Annotated in this window: 13 protein-coding genes; 8 read left to right on the top strand and 5 right to left on the bottom strand. The window is 42.0% G+C overall.

Annotated features, from left to right (window positions below; genetic code table 11):
- Window positions 1-141 precede the first annotated feature (141 nt).
- Both PQO05_RS19675 and PQO05_RS19680 read left to right on the top strand, forming a co-directional pair.
- Entirely contained in the window at window positions 142-2,559 is a 2,418-nt protein-coding gene (locus PQO05_RS19675) for an ABC transporter permease (protein WP_273629149.1), read from the top strand.
- Between the two features lie 49 nt (window positions 2,560-2,608).
- Entirely contained in the window at window positions 2,609-3,259 is a 651-nt protein-coding gene (locus PQO05_RS19680; RefSeq protein WP_273629150.1) for a hypothetical protein, read from the top strand.
- A 621-nt stretch (window positions 3,260-3,880) separates the two neighbouring features.
- Here the strand turns inward: PQO05_RS19680 and PQO05_RS19685 are convergent.
- Window positions 3,881-4,231, bottom strand: a complete 351-nt coding sequence (locus PQO05_RS19685; RefSeq protein ID WP_273629151.1) for a VOC family protein — start codon at window positions 4,229-4,231, stop codon at window positions 3,881-3,883.
- Window positions 4,232-4,261: 30 nt separating this feature from the next.
- On the bottom strand, window positions 4,262-5,569 hold the full coding sequence (locus tag PQO05_RS19690; protein WP_273629152.1) for an MFS transporter: 1,308 nt from the start codon (window positions 5,567-5,569) through the stop codon (window positions 4,262-4,264).
- A 66-nt stretch (window positions 5,570-5,635) separates the two neighbouring features.
- Between PQO05_RS19690 and PQO05_RS19695 the strand changes: the two genes are divergently transcribed.
- The 5 genes from PQO05_RS19695 to PQO05_RS19715 all read left to right on the top strand — a co-directional run bounded on the left by PQO05_RS19695 (window position 5,636) and on the right by PQO05_RS19715 (window position 8,912).
- The gene (locus tag PQO05_RS19695; RefSeq protein ID WP_273629153.1) at window positions 5,636-5,863 is read left to right on the top strand and encodes a hypothetical protein; all 228 of its coding nucleotides are present in this window, start codon (window positions 5,636-5,638) and stop codon (window positions 5,861-5,863) included.
- Window positions 5,864-6,247: 384 nt separating this feature from the next.
- On the top strand, window positions 6,248-6,832 hold the full coding sequence (locus tag PQO05_RS19700; protein WP_273629154.1) for a hypothetical protein: 585 nt from the start codon (window positions 6,248-6,250) through the stop codon (window positions 6,830-6,832).
- A gap of 8 nt (window positions 6,833-6,840) precedes the next feature.
- Window positions 6,841-7,509, top strand: a complete 669-nt coding sequence (locus PQO05_RS19705) for a hypothetical protein (protein WP_273629155.1) — start codon at window positions 6,841-6,843, stop codon at window positions 7,507-7,509.
- Entirely contained in the window at window positions 7,467-8,252 is a 786-nt protein-coding gene (locus PQO05_RS19710; protein ID WP_273629156.1) for a sensor histidine kinase, read from the top strand. The genes PQO05_RS19705 and PQO05_RS19710 overlap by 43 nt, the downstream gene beginning before the upstream one ends.
- Window positions 8,253-8,255: 3 nt before the next feature.
- A complete protein-coding gene (locus PQO05_RS19715; protein WP_273629157.1) occupies window positions 8,256-8,912 on the top strand; it encodes a response regulator transcription factor in 657 nt (218 codons plus the stop codon).
- Between the two features lie 53 nt (window positions 8,913-8,965).
- On the opposite strand, the gene PQO05_RS19720 is transcribed toward PQO05_RS19715, so the two are convergent.
- On the bottom strand, window positions 8,966-11,467 hold the full coding sequence (locus PQO05_RS19720; protein ID WP_273629158.1) for a S9 family peptidase: 2,502 nt from the start codon (window positions 11,465-11,467) through the stop codon (window positions 8,966-8,968).
- 212 nt (window positions 11,468-11,679) lie between these two features.
- Between PQO05_RS19720 and PQO05_RS19725 the strand changes: the two genes are divergently transcribed.
- On the top strand, window positions 11,680-11,973 hold the full coding sequence (locus PQO05_RS19725) for a putative quinol monooxygenase (protein ID WP_273629159.1): 294 nt from the start codon (window positions 11,680-11,682) through the stop codon (window positions 11,971-11,973).
- Between the two features lie 52 nt (window positions 11,974-12,025).
- Here PQO05_RS19725 and PQO05_RS19730 read toward each other — a convergent pair whose 3' ends face one another.
- A complete protein-coding gene (locus PQO05_RS19730) occupies window positions 12,026-13,861 on the bottom strand; it encodes a hypothetical protein (RefSeq protein ID WP_273629160.1) in 1,836 nt (611 codons plus the stop codon).
- Between the two features lie 51 nt (window positions 13,862-13,912).
- The gene (locus PQO05_RS19735; RefSeq protein WP_273629161.1) at window positions 13,913-14,620 is read right to left on the bottom strand and encodes a hypothetical protein; all 708 of its coding nucleotides are present in this window, start codon (window positions 14,618-14,620) and stop codon (window positions 13,913-13,915) included.
- Window positions 14,621-14,683 lie beyond the last annotated feature (63 nt).

Here is a 14,683-nt window from a genome sequence, read left to right on the forward strand (position 1 = left end):
AAGCGTACGTAGAATCGTCCGTTTTCGTACACCTGTAAATATGGATATGCTTTAAACAATACAGAAACAGCGATTTTGCGACTGGCACTACGCTTGTCAATTAATTAGTATCAGGGTACAAAACCATTAAAACCAACAACTATGCTGTCAAATTTCTTTAAAACCGCCTGGCGAAACATCACCCGCCAAAAATCATATACGCTTATTAACATTATTGGCCTTGGTTCGGGCATAGCAGTTTGTTTGCTCATTTTTGTGCTCATACAATTCCATAGCAGTTTCGATAGTTTCCATACAAAAAAAGACCGCATCTATCGCCTGTTAACCGAATATCATCACGCAGATACCAAGGATGTATTTTACGGGTCGGGCATCTCGGCTCCTATACCGCAGGGGTTGCGTATAGATATGCCATCGGTACAAGAAATCGCCCCGGTTTTTAACAATTTTGACGACCAGATCCAGGTGCTTAACGCAGCCGGGCAAACAGATAAAAAGTTTAAAGAAACCAGCGGCATCTTTGCCACAACACCAGCATTTTTCAAAATATTCGATTTCCCGTTGGTAGCGGGCACCACGGCATCTCTGAAATATCCCAACACAGCCATCATCAGCCAGGAAACAGCCGAAAAATACTTTGGCAACTGGCAAAACGCGATGGGCAAAACCATGAAGTGGAATAATACCGATCTTGTAAAAATAACAGGTATACTGGCCCCTATCCCCAAAAATTCAGATTTTCAGCTTAAAGTAGTAATGTCGGTTGGTACGGGTTATACAGCTAAGTATATGCAATCTAAAGACTGGAACAGCACCAGTACTAATTTTGGCTGCTATGTTTTGTTGCCGCCTAATGTAACTGGGGCTTACCTTACATCGCGCTTGCGTGCCCTGGTTAAAAAGAACCATACAGATGGCATAACCGATAGTGAAGTTGCACAACCGTTAAAAGATGTTCATTTCGATACGCAATCGGGCAATTACTCGGGCAAATCAATCAGCCCGCAAATGATCCGGATGCTTTGGCTTATTGCATCCTTTATCCTCATTATAGCCTGTGTAAACTTCATTAACCTGGCAACAGCACAGGCCGTAAACCGTGCTAAAGAAGTAGGTATCCGTAAGGTGCTGGGTGGTAACCGTGGCCAATTGCAAATCCAGTTTTTGACGGAGACTTTGGTTATTGTGCTGGCATCTGTAATTGTATCACTGGGCATTAGCGCCATTGCTATTCCGTTTATTGGCCGGGTATTGGAGTTACCTTTAACAGCAGGTTTATTACTCCAGTTTAAAGTAGCGGCATTTTTAATCGCTGCTACCATTTGTGTAACGCTGATTGCAGGCTTTTATCCATCTATCGTTTTATCAGGCTTTAACCCTATCAATGCGCTTAAAAGCAAGCTGGCCGTTAAAACGGCAAAAGGTATTTCGTTGCGACGCGGGCTGGTAGTATTTCAGTTTATTATTGCACAGGGGCTTATTATTTGTACCCTTATCATAGTTAAACAGATGCATTATTTTAGCAGCACCAGCATGGGCTTTGCTAAAGATGCCATTGTAAACGTGCCTTTCCCGCAGGATAGTGCCTCGGTAAGTAAACTAACCTATCTGCGGCAAAAAGTAGGCGGCTTAAAAGGCGTCGAGAAAATGAGTATCAGCTCAGATCTCCCGGCCAGCGAGAACACCAATTGGGGCATGTTTAATTTCGATCATGCTTTAAAACAAACCGATTTCTATTCGATATTCAAACTGGTTGATAACCAATACCTCGACACTTACCAGATCAAACTGGTGGCAGGCAGAGATTTAATGGCTTCAGACACCCTGAAAGAATTTTTGATTAACGAAGCATTAGTGCAAAAATTAGGGCTTCATCATCCCGAAGATGCCTTAAACAAGGAAATTAAACTGGGCGAACATGCTAAAGGCATCGTTGTAGGCGTGATTAAAAACTTCCACAACCGTTCGTTTAAAAATGAAACTGCGCCAATGCTGATGACCACCATGAAACCAAAATGGGGTTATCATCTGACTAATATTAAACTTTCGGCAAACAGCATTGCCACTACCCTGCCTGCATTAGAAAAAATATGGGGCGAGGTATATCCTGATTACACTTTCGAGTACCATTTTGTAGATGAGCAAATGGCCCAGTTTTACAAACAGGAAAACCAGCTGGCCAGTATTTATACCTGGTTTGCAGCAGTTGCCATCTTATTAAGCTGTCTCGGCTTGTACGGACTGGCTTCTTTTATGGCTGTACAGCGGATCAAAGAAGTGGGTATCCGCAAGGTGTTGGGCGCTTCGGTATCGGGCATTGTGTTCCTGTTCTCTAAAGAGTTTGTGATGCTGATTGTGATTGGCTTTGTAATAGCATCACCTATTACATGGTACCTGATGCAAAAATGGCTGCAGGATTATACTTACCGCATCAACATCCGCTGGGACATATTTGTGTTATCGGGCGGTATGGCCGTGTTTATTGCGCTGGCTACGGTGAGTTTCCAGCTGATTAAAGCTGCACTGGCTAACCCGGTTAAGAGCCTGAGGAGCGAGTAAATTTAATTGTGAGTAGTGAATTAGTGAGTGTGAGTAGTTGATAATATCTATGAAATTTAAAATACAATATATACTGCCTTTATGCCTGATCTCATTATCGGCTTTTTCGCAAATGTCAACTAAAGTTGATCTTTTGAAACAGAGCAGGGAGAAAAAGATCAATATTTTTAACCGCCACGGTGGCGTGCTTAAAAGTATCGACACAGTTATGTATTTAGATGAACAGGCCGATGTGGGCATCGCCTGGCTCAATAGTTACACGTTTACAAATGGTACCATCGAGTTTGATATGAAAGGCAAGGATGTACTACAGCAAAGTTTTGTGGGCATTGCCTTCCATGCTACTGACGAGCATACTTACGATGCCATCTACTTCCGTCCTTTTAATTTTAAGGCTGATGATGCGGTGCGAAAATCACACGCGGTGCAATACATCAGCATACCTAACTACGATTGGCCGGTGCTGCGCGAAAAGTTTCCGAATAAATACGAACAACCGCTTGAGTCCGCTCCTGAGCCTAATAACTGGTTCCATGTAAAAATTATAGTACAGGGTGTAACAATCAGCGTTTATGTAAATCATAATACTAAAGCCGCACTTACAGTGCAGCAACTCGCCAGGTTAAACGGCACCCGGATTGGTTTCTGGGCGGGCAATGGCTCTGAAGGCGAATGGAAGAATCTAACTATTACTCAATAGGGATTGAGGTTTTAGCTTAGTTAATTAATGTGAATGTGAGGGACAGATGGGTGAGAGCATCTGTCCTTTTTTTGTTTTTTGAATTTCATCGAAGGGCACTCATTAGGATGGTGCTTTGATTAAAGTCAGTCCCGCTCAATCGCCGCGGGTAGGCTGTCACTTTTGGCTTGATCCAAAAGTAACCAATACTTAGCGCAGCGGTTTCATGAATACCTATTAAAAACAATTAACTGGTGAATAACATCAAGACAGAAAAAAGCTCCACCACACAAGCTAACCCTCGGCCCCGCTTTTCTGTCCGGGCCATCGCTCGTAAGATTCAAAGCCTTTCTGGCCCAACCCACCACTGCCTTAGCCTAACCTTCCTCAAGGCAGCATTGGTAATGTTGCGGCAACCACTGTCCCTGCCTAACCACTGCACTTAATAGCAACAGGACCCGGCTGCGACTTTTCTTTTTGGTACTTTTTCTTTTGAGAGAAAAGAAAAAGTACATCCACCGGCGATGATTTATCCACTCTACCATTCCTAATGAAAAACGGATTTCTGCTATATGAAAGCTACGTCAGATCGGTCTGAGATTGCTTCGTACCTCGCAATGACGGTATTGCCGGACGAGACGATTACTCCTGATGCAAACTCAACCTATTACCATCCGGATCTTCCACTGCGGCAAACCTGCCCCATGGCAATTTTTCGATAGGTTCTACCTCAATACCACCAACGTTAAGCTCTTTAATTTTTTGTTCGATATCATCTACTGTGATCACCAAACCTCTGATGCTGCCCGGAATCATAGATTCGAACCAGGTAACAAGCGCAATACTACCTTCGGTACCGGGCAGGGCTAATTGTACCCAGCGTTGGTCGCCGCCCATAGGGGCATCAACAAGTACCTGGAAGCCAAGCTTTATATAAAATTCTTTGGCGCGCGACTGATCGGTAACCGGGATAGAGATGATTGAGATTTTCATAATTGGTTATATCGACCTAAATTAATGAAATCATTTTAAATCCTCGTCCATTTTAGAGTGCCTGTCCATATCGGGTAAATTAAAGCTCACAATAAGCGAAACCACCGAACATGCTGTGATATACCAGAAGAAATAATTGGCATGCCCTGCCTGCTTAAAGCCCAGCGCAACATACTCGGCCGTGCCACCAAATATGGCTACAGCCAGCGCGTACGGGAAGCTTACACCCAACGAGCGCACATTGGCCGGAAACAACTCCGCCTTAATAATAGCCGAAATTGAGGTACATAAACTTAATATCACCAAAGCAAGGGTGATGAGCAATACAGCCGTCCATAAATCGTGCGTTTTACCAAGGCCGATCATAATTGGATAGGTAGTCAGCATGCTTACTACGCCGTAGATGATCATAATTTTTTTGCGGCCTACCCTATCGCTTATTACACCTGCAATGGGGTGCGCTATCATAAAAATGAACAGGGCAATCATGGTAATTGTGGTCGAATCGTTCTTCGAGAATTTAGCCGTATTAACCAGGAACTTTTGAATGTAAGTGGTAAACGTATAAAATGCTACCGTGGTACCAATAGTAAAACCGATGATAAGCAGCACCTCCTTCTTATATTTCATTAATTCTTTAAACGAACCCTTGCGCGATGTTGCTACCTTTTCATTTTTAAATGAATCTGTCTCGGCCAAACTGCGGCGCAAATAAATAGCTGAAACTGATAGTATAGCACCCAGTCCAAATGGAATTCGCCAGCCCCAATCGCCCAATTGTTCTTTGGTTAACAAAAAACGCTGCAATACCAGCAAAATACTTAAAGCTATAAGCTGACCTAAACAAGAAGTTACATATTGAAAACTCGAATAAAACCCACGGTGTTTTTTAGGGGCAATTTCGCTGAGGTAAGTGGCGGCAGTACCATACTCTCCCCCAATACTTAAGCCTTGCAGCATACGTGCTAAAACCAATATAATAGGTGCAGCAATACCGATGTTTTTATAACCCGGCACCAGCATAATCATTAATGAACCGGCGCTCATTAACAGCACAGAGAGAGTTAGTGCAGCTTTACGCCCTCTCCTGTCGGCATAAGTACCCATTATCCAGCCGCCTATGGGGCGCATTAAAAAGCCAATGGCAAATATGCCTGCGGTATTAAGCAACTGGGCAGTCTCGCTATCCTTGGGGAAAAATGCAGCGCCGAAATACAGTGCAAATACAGAGTAGGCATACCAATCGTACCACTCCACCAAATTACCTATCGAACCGCCTACCACGCCTTTTACACGCGACCTGATTAATTGTGACTTGCTGAGGGTTAATTGCTCCATGCCTTAAAAATATCATTTTCCGGCTGATTTACAGCAACATTAAGTAGTAGCGCATGTTATAATTATATGAGTTCGGCATTTGTAAGGGAAAGTGATCAACAGTGGCTGCACGAGGTGCCGCCAACTATTAATGCGCTGCAGGTTTATTTACAGCGCGAAAACGGCGGGGTCCGTATCTATGAAAAGAAAACATGGTTCAGCGAAAAGCAGGGCCGCGATGTACACGAAATGAGCGACGGCCTTATTTATGCCAAAAATGACGATAGCAAATGGTATATCGTTTGGGAAGATTGAGCTGTCGAATACCTCAAATACAAGAAGCCCCGATACCAATCGGGGCTTCTCTCGTAAAAAATATACAGGAACGGATAAGGTTCAGGCTTTAGGCCTCTCCTGCAGGGGTATTACTGATTAATGATCTGTGAAGCTAAGTTAGTACGATCACCCTGTACTGTATATGATAGCTTACAGGGTATCTGGCAGGGTAATTTCACCCTTTCACTCAAAATCGTAAACAGGTTGTAATATATGCGGTTAAAAAAAGCGCTGATAAGCTAATTTTCTGTAAGCTGTAAAGCTGTTTTCACCCTTTGGGCTGTGGGCACTTATTTATTGCTTTGTACAGGCAATGTGTTATATAATATCTATATTTCCGTAGCCAATTAAAAACCCACAATTATGAAAACACTTAAACTGATCCCACTTCTTGCTTTAGCAGTACTTATGATTAGTGCCTGCAATGAGGCACCCAACAAAGACCATGATGCCATACCCGAAGCCACTGCTGCCACCCCGGTGCTAACGGGTAAAGTAGATACGACCACAGCAAAGCGATGGGTTGCTAGATTTAAGTCACGCAGCCATAAATTTAAAGAAAACATGGGCGATACCCGCTGTGTTTGGTTTAGTAAAGATCAATTAAAAGCATTACTAAGCAAGGTAGATTCTATACAAGATGGTGACGGTATCCGTTTCTACCTGGCCACTTACGATTCGATACCTGCACACGGCTTTAACAATTTTAAACCAGAGTATGCTAACTATAGTACCCTCGTAATGGTTACTACCCGCAAAGGAACCGGTTTGCTAAGCGGCAAACACATGGATTACTATAAAGAACAAACAAAACTACTTAACGGTAAATCTGTGATCGATGCTAAACATAGCGGCATAATTATATCGGCAACCCCAGAAAATGAGGGCGAACTATGCCCGCCACCTGCAAAATGTAACACACAAGGCGCCATGTTATTGGAACAATAAAAACAAAAATGTCTCCCTACATAACCGTAAACACTACTGCCGAGTTTATTTGCTTTGTAGTATCGCTACTTTGCTTATATAAAGATAAGGACCCCGTTTGGCGGCTCCTTATCTTATTTTTATTGGTAACAAGTATGGTTGAAGTGGGCGGCATTTACATGCGTAGGGTATTACAGCAACCCAACTTTATGCTGTACAATGTTTTTTTAGTGATAGAGTGCCTGGTTGAAAGCTACTTTTTTTACCACCTGTACAAAACGTACTACAATCGTTTTAAACTGTTTGGCTCGTGGGCAATTATTTTTCTGTTCGTTTATTTTGCCGAACTGATAACTAATAAATATGCAGGTTTTGTGTTTATCACATTTACCGTTGTTTCGGTTGTGCTGGTACTGGCAAGTGTGTATTACTATTACCTGGTGCTGCGCGAAGACCAGTTTAGGAGCCTTTCTGTATATGCGCCATTTTGGTGGGTAAGCGGTACTTTATGTTTTTACTTTGCAGGCACTGCCAGTAACATCTTTTTCAGCTACCTGGCTAAAGACCGCGCCCCGATCATCAATCACTCCGTAAGGTATGTGGTTTTTAATATTCTTAATATTGTTTTGTATTTAAACTGGTCATATTCATTTATATGCAGATATCGTCAGAGGACTTCATCTTCCTTATCGGATTAACGTCTGTTATCTTTCTTATCGCACCGGTCTCCCTCATTATATATGTTAACTTATATAACCGGAGAAAAAAGAGGCATAAAGAAGAGAAAGAACAGCTGAAGAAAGACTTTGAGAACGAGCTGTTAAAAAGTCAGATGGAAGTTCAGGAGCAAACCATGCAAACCATTGCCAGTAACCTGCATGATAATATTGGCCAGCTGTTAAGCCTTACCGTAGTTACGCTAAGTGCCATTAACCCTGATGATCCCGACCGGGTTGCAGAAAAAGTAGAATCGGCCAGCCAGTTGGCTAAACGATCGATCAAAGAACTGCGGCAACTTTCGCGACTGATTTATGGGCAGGAGCTTATCCGGATGGGGTTGGCAGATGCCATTAAATTTGAGCTGGATTATTTAGAAACAGCGGGCTTGCATGCCATTACCTTTAATAGTAACTATTTAAATAAAGAAGGGCAGTCTGATAAAGAAATTATCCTGTTCCGCATCTTCCAGGAAGTGCTTAACAATGTGATAAAGCATGCAGCCGCCACTGCCATAGATGTTACCATTACCCAAAACGACAAACGTTTAAACCTGGTGATAAAAGACAATGGCAAAAGTTTTAATGCCGAAGAAGTATTGAAAGAAAAACGCGGCATGGGATTATTTAACATCCGCAAGCGAGTGCAGATTATTGATGGCGATGTTAATATAATTGCCACCCCAAATATTGGAACCGAAATTAATATAATTGTACCCTATTAAATTATGATGGAAGATCAGGTAATACAGATCGCTATTGTTGATGATCATACCTTATTCAGGCAAGGGATAGGCAGCCTGTTATCAGAGTATAAAGAGATCGAGATTTTATTTGATGCAGCAAACGGCCTGGAGTTAAAGGAGAAATTATCCAGATACCCACTACCCCAGGTAATACTGATGGATATTACCATGCCCCTGATGAACGGTTACGAAACCACCGCCTGGATAAAACAAAACTATCCACAGGTAAGGGTATTGGCCCTGAGCATGTTTGAGGAGGATGAGCCCATTATAAAAATGCTGAAAAGCGGTGCAGGCGGCTATATCCTCAAAGAATCAAAAGCATCAGACCTGGTGTATGCTATTAAAACTATCGCCACACACGGTTTCTTTTTAAATAACCTGGTTTCGGGAAAACTCCTTCGTTCTATACAGGATGATACCCTGCCAAAAGAACCTACCAGTGAGTTAACAGCTAATGAAACCAAGTTTTTAGAGTACTGTTGTTCTGAACTTACCTACAAGGAGATTGCTGATAAAATGTTCCTCAGCCCGCATACTATTGATAATTACCGGGAGGCTTTGTTTCAGAAATTCGATATTAAATCGCGTACAGGACTGGTCATGTTCGCCCTGAAAAACAACATTGCTAAGTTTTAAACAAAGAAGGCCTTGCTTAAAGCAAGGCCTTCTTTGTTATTATAAGAACTCTTTTATGGTTTCTTTTTATTGCTCATTTCTATTTCGCGGTCCATCTCTACAATATCTACCGGCTGGTTAAAATCGCCCAACAGGTATTTGCAGAAATAATCACCTTTTTGCCAGAAGAAATATTCGGTCATATCGCCGTAAGCATGTCTTTGGCCCGGTAGCAATACAAAATCAAAACGCTTGTTGGCTTTAATTAAAGCATTAATTAAACGGATGGTATTGGCCGGATGTACGTTATTATCAATATCACCGGTAGAAAGCAGTAAGCGGCCTTTCAGGTTCTTAGCTACATCCGGGTTTTTATCAATGGTGTACTGGAAAGTGGTATCGCCTTTAGGGGTGATGATCTCTTTTACACCGTTATGTTTCTCGCTCCACCAGCGGTTGTACACGCTGTTATCGTGGTTACCAGATTCTGATACCGCCACTTTAAAGAAATCGGGATAAACCAGCATAGCCGCACTCGACATAAAGCCACCGCCCGAGTGACCGGTTATACCCACACGGTTAATATCAATAAACGGATATTTATCTGCCAGTTGCTCTGCCGCTGCTTTTTTATCGGCCAGGCCATAATCGCGCAGGTTACCGTAACCAAAGTTATGGTACCATTTAGAGCGTTCCGGGTTACCGCCACGGTTACCTACCGTAACTACGATGAAGCCAAACTGCGCCAGCCTGTCTACGTTGTCCATTCTTGAACTGAATGCTTTGTTTACAGCTTCGGTTTGCGGGCCAGGGTAAACATACTCTATCAAAGGATATTTCTTAGTCGGGTCGAAATCAAACGGTTTGTACATTACGCCATACAAATCGGTAATACCGTCATCAGCCTTAATTTTAAATGGCTCCGGGAATTTATAACCAGCACCCATCAGGCGCGAAAGATCGGCAGTTTCCAGATCCATCAATTTACGGCCTGTGTTGTCACACAGTACAGATTTTGGTGCTGTGTTTACTCTCGAAAAAGCATCAACAAAATACTTTTCGGTATCGTTCTGGTTACTGGTATGATCAAAGTTACCGGCGTTTAACAGCTTTAAGCCGCTACCGTCTAAATTTATACGGTATAAATGCACATAGTAAGGGTTCTCGTTAGGTTCCCTGCCCGATGCTGTAAAATACAATACCCTGTTCTTTTCATCTATATTAACAATATCATCGCAGTGGAATGATCCCGAAGTGATCTGATTTTTAAGGTTGCCGGCATCATCATATAAATAAAAATGAGCCCAACCATCACGTTCCGACCATTCTACCAGTTCTTTGCCGCCATTAATCAGTCCCGGTTTCGCAATTTCAACGTAGGTGTTCATGCGCTCCTCAACCTTAATGTCAACCTTGCCGGTATTAATATCAACACTGCATACATCAATCTTCTTAAGGTCTCGGCCTGTGCGGTAAAAGTAGAAACGGCTGTTGGTACCTAACCAAACAGATGGCCTAAACTCATCATCTTTATTTTTGGCTAAAACAGGTGCCTGCCATGTAGAAAGCTCCTGATCTTTAAATAAAGTAACGTTTAGCTTTTTGCTGGTTTTGGCATCAAAATCAAACAAAAGCAATTCGCGGTGCGGTTGCTCTTTTTCGCCAGGCATTTCGTATTTGTAAGTTTGCAGGGTTGGGCGTGGCTGGGCAATACTGTTAATTACCCACAGATCTTTCACCTTACGTTCATCGCTACGGATCAAAGCAAAATGCTTCGAATCCGGCGACCATAATACAGATGATGATTTACGTTTCTTTTTGCTTTTGGCATCGTCACCATCCGTGTCCGTATCATCATCATTACCGCTGTTGCCGTAGGCGTAATATTCTACCCCATCTTTAGTAAGCGCATGCTCAACAATAGTACTGTCGTCTTCGTTCTTTACTGCTTTTTTGTAATTCTCCTTATCCATCCAGTACAGGTTAAAGTACCGGGCAAAAATTACAACCGAACTATCAGGCGCTATAGAAGCCCATTTTGGTTTAGGCTTTACTTTTTCGTAGTTTTTAAGTTCGGCCAGTTTTTTTGTGGCGAGGTTATATTGAAAATAAAAAGTCTTTTTCTCTAACGAGTCTGCCGCTTTTTTATCCTTGCGGTCTTTCTTCACTACGTCAATACTGCTCTTCAGTTCAAACTGGATGCTTTTTTCATCTTTAGTGAATTTCAGGTTCTCGATAGGTAAATGCTGGGCATCAAACGGATCTTTAACAATCAGCGTAATTTCTGCAGCCAGGCGAGCATTATCAAAAAGCAGCTCTTTTTTCTGCGCGCCCGGATCAACCAGGTACCAGTTCTTAATATTGCTGGTTTCGTACACATACCAAAAGCGGTCGCTTTGCTTTAGCCAATGCGGTTCGATATTGGTTGTAAAAACAAGTTTCTGAATTTTTTTGGGCGAAAACCTGGCAGCCAACTGATAGTTAGCCTGTACAGGTGCCGGTGCAGCCGCTGGTGTTTGCGCCTTGGTGTGCAAACAAAACAGGGAAGCCGACAGCAAGAGGTAAAGTTTTTTCATACAATAATTTAGACCGACTAATTTAAATGATACCGCGCAATAAAAGCATTTGCAACAAATTTAATACGGTGGTAACCCAAATTCTTGTTATAAAGGTTGGTGTGTTTTGAAGTATTTAATTTCAATCCAAATGGCCAAATAATTAAATAGCCCAGAAGTGTAAACCTATGGTAAGTGCCATACGTAGTTATTGTAAACACATTAAAACTACCATGAGCAAATTAGCATTACTGGCCCGCTTAGAGGCTAAACCCGGCAAAGAAAAAGAAGTAGCCGATTTTTTAAAAAACGCCCTGCCATTAGCACAGAGCGAACCTGATACTCGTAGCTGGTACGCCTGGCAAATCGGCGAATCAACATTCGGGATATTCGATACGTTTGATGATGAGGAAGGCCGCCAGGCTCACCTATCCGGCCCTATCGCGCAGGCATTAATGCAACACGCGCCCGAGCTGTTGGCTAAAGCCCCGGTTATAGAAATGGTGACGGTACTGGCAGAGAAATAAATCAATAAAAAAGGCTTTAGAAAAATCTAAAGCCTTTTTTATGATGATTGTCTTAGTAGTTTTTCTGAACCGATTTGCTATTGAGGTAATGATAGTTGTGGGTATCGTTATACGGAACATTCGTTTCACTAAAGGTATCCTGTTGGTATAAACCAAAGTTGACCAATTTTACCTTACTCAAATCTAAACTGGTTATGTTAAGATATTTCGAAAAATCGGGAAACTTCACATTGGTGTAACCAGCGACCGATGGCGAAAGCAGGTATACAGACAAGTTAGGCGATGACGGCGCGTTTATAAAATGTGCCTGGTAATAATCAGACGTGCCTGAGAACGATGGTTTAAAATCGGCCATTGAAGTTCCGGCTACGGTGAATGACGCATCAAACGAATCGGCCTTATCTGGCACTGCACCAATTTTAACCTGGTTGTAATTGTAATCGCCTATACTGTAATACATCACAGCAACATACGATTTAAATGCTTCTGACGGGTAATTATATATCAGGCTGCCATATTGTGAATAAACCATACCGAAGTTATACTCCAGGTCATGATTGTATTGCCAAGTTGCCGTTACATCATTCTTCCCAAATAAATTCATTTGAAAATTACCTCCCGGCGCTGTTATGGTTTTTGCAACTGCAGTTTTTATGCACTGTGCTAAATCAACTGTATAATCATGCGTACCCTTCGCAATATCGAAAAGGTTATATAAGGTCTGGTTGTTCTTTAACACCTGTACCCATACCTGGCTGTTACTGCTATAATCCCATTGTTTAAAATTAGCGCTATCAGCCGGTGAAGTGATTGTCCCGGCATTTCTGTCGGTACTGATACTCAATTTATCAAATTGGGCGGCATTCTTTAAATGGATATTAAGCGGCGCATTAGATTCGGGGCTTTGCTGACCTGGGAACTGGGTATAAACGCAACCTTTCTTTACTTGTAAATATCCGGTTATGCCGGGTACAGTGGAAGGGTTATCGGCTACCTTTATTTCATAAAAATTCAACCTGTCTTTGTCATACGGGTTGGTTGATATTAATTTAAACGTAGTGGTGCCTGTTTGATATTTAGCCTCAGCTATAATGTTGCCGTTCTCGTCGGTAGCTACATAATAACTGGTGTATCCGGCCATCCTGTCGGGGTTAATATTTAAGGTTATCAACGTAGTTGAATTTGCTGATACCTGGTTATAGGCAAAATCTGTAAACACCACACTTACACCGTTAACACCATTGGTTACAACAGACATATTTTGATGCTTGGCCGCAACAATACTTAATTTCTTAACCACTGCCTGCCCGCCTGTTTTTGCAGTAAATGAAATTGCGCCTTGCAGGCCCCCTTTAATATATAGGTAATAAAACCCGTTTATTAAACCCATTTTGTATGTTTTGGTGCCTGTGTCTGTTTTAAAGGTTGGTACAGCGCCATCTTTTATAAAGCTTTTGCCAATGGTTATTAAACCATCGGTACTGCTTTCTGTAAAAACCGGCGCTTGCTGACTGGGCACAGTGTAGCCTTTTGCGGTTTCGGTAACACGCATAAAGGTATCGGCAGCAGAACTCTGATTTTTTGACGATATAACAATATCATACGTACCGGCCGCTAAAGTTTTTTTATAGGTCGATAAATTTTTAAGGTCGATACTATCTTTAGTAACCGACGATGTAGAATCTTTACTATCCTTTAACTTGTATTGAATTAAGGCTGTGCCGCCGGCTACCTGTACCCAGGTGCTGTTGGTAAATGATGGCAAGCTTATATTGCTGATGGTAACCGGTGGTACCGTAACAACAACATCTGTTAATGCTTCTTTTTTTGAACATGCACTAAGCAGGCATACATAAGCAAAGAATAAAAAATATAAATTTCTTTTCATGTGAAATAAGGTTCGGGGAGGGATAACTGATAAAGTGTTTAGCATGATATTTTATTGAACTTTGCCAGAAAAACCGTTCAGGTTAAAAGCATGCTGAGCAATACTAACAGAAGAGGTTTTGTTAAGAACCGCAGACACATCATACCAGTTTAAGGCAGCAAGTGTAAGGTCTTTCAAAAACACATCGCCACTGGTGGTTTCTGTAAAACTTAACCTGCCTGCTGTTGCATCCTTTGCATATAAAAAATAATAATCATTGGCCAGGCCCAGCTTGTAAACAACGGCTGTTTTAGCATCGGTAAAAGTTGGGGTTGTACCGGCCTTAATGAGGCTTTTACTAATTGTAATTACACCATCAGTAGTGGTAGCAGGCAAACTAATGGCCTGGTCTTTATTAATAGTAATATTTTGTGCCTGGGCATTAAACCTGATAAAGGTATCTGCTACTGCAGCACTCACTGTACCGAGGGTAATGTTGTACGCACCGGCCAGCACATCGTGCTTATAAGTGCTGATGTCTTTTAAGCTTACGCTATCTTTAATTGTTGAGGCTGTAACGGTATCGTTAGCAATAAAGGCAAAGGTAATAAGCCCTTTACCACCTAATACCTGTTTCCACGGCGTGTTGGGTATACCGTTTACAACAGGGGCAAATGAAAGCTTAAATGATGGTTTTGAATTTACTGGATTTACTGTGTGATCTTTAGCGCAGCTTCCCAGTAAAAGGACTGCCACACATAGCAGAAGTAGTTTTTGCACGTAAAAAGGTTTAGTTGTTAATAAATCGGAGAATTTCTCCGCAACTAAAATAGTATTTTAATT

It is taken from the genome of Mucilaginibacter jinjuensis (assembly GCF_028596025.1).
Taxonomy (GTDB): Bacteria; Bacteroidota; Bacteroidia; order Sphingobacteriales; family Sphingobacteriaceae; genus Mucilaginibacter; species Mucilaginibacter jinjuensis.

Excerpts from the sequence above, each read along its gene's own strand:
- PQO05_RS19675 (WP_273629149.1), top strand. The coding sequence starts at position 142 with ATGCTGTCAAATTTCTTTAAAACCGCCTGGCGAAACATCACCCGCCAA.
- PQO05_RS19680 (WP_273629150.1), top strand. The coding sequence starts at position 2,609 with ATGAAATTTAAAATACAATATATACTGCCTTTATGCCTGATCTCATTA.
- PQO05_RS19685 (WP_273629151.1), bottom strand. The coding sequence starts at position 4,231 with ATGAAAATCTCAATCATCTCTATCCCGGTTACCGATCAGTCGCGCGCC.
- PQO05_RS19690 (WP_273629152.1), bottom strand. The coding sequence starts at position 5,569 with ATGGAGCAATTAACCCTCAGCAAGTCACAATTAATCAGGTCGCGTGTA.
- PQO05_RS19695 (WP_273629153.1), top strand. The coding sequence starts at position 5,636 with ATGAGTTCGGCATTTGTAAGGGAAAGTGATCAACAGTGGCTGCACGAG.
- PQO05_RS19700 (WP_273629154.1), top strand. The coding sequence starts at position 6,248 with ATGAAAACACTTAAACTGATCCCACTTCTTGCTTTAGCAGTACTTATG.
- PQO05_RS19705 (WP_273629155.1), top strand. The coding sequence starts at position 6,841 with ATGTCTCCCTACATAACCGTAAACACTACTGCCGAGTTTATTTGCTTT.
- PQO05_RS19710 (WP_273629156.1), top strand. The coding sequence starts at position 7,467 with ATGCAGATATCGTCAGAGGACTTCATCTTCCTTATCGGATTAACGTCT.
- PQO05_RS19715 (WP_273629157.1), top strand. The coding sequence starts at position 8,256 with ATGATGGAAGATCAGGTAATACAGATCGCTATTGTTGATGATCATACC.
- PQO05_RS19720 (WP_273629158.1), bottom strand. The coding sequence starts at position 11,467 with ATGAAAAAACTTTACCTCTTGCTGTCGGCTTCCCTGTTTTGTTTGCAC.
- PQO05_RS19725 (WP_273629159.1), top strand. The coding sequence starts at position 11,680 with ATGAGCAAATTAGCATTACTGGCCCGCTTAGAGGCTAAACCCGGCAAA.
- PQO05_RS19730 (WP_273629160.1), bottom strand. The coding sequence starts at position 13,861 with ATGAAAAGAAATTTATATTTTTTATTCTTTGCTTATGTATGCCTGCTT.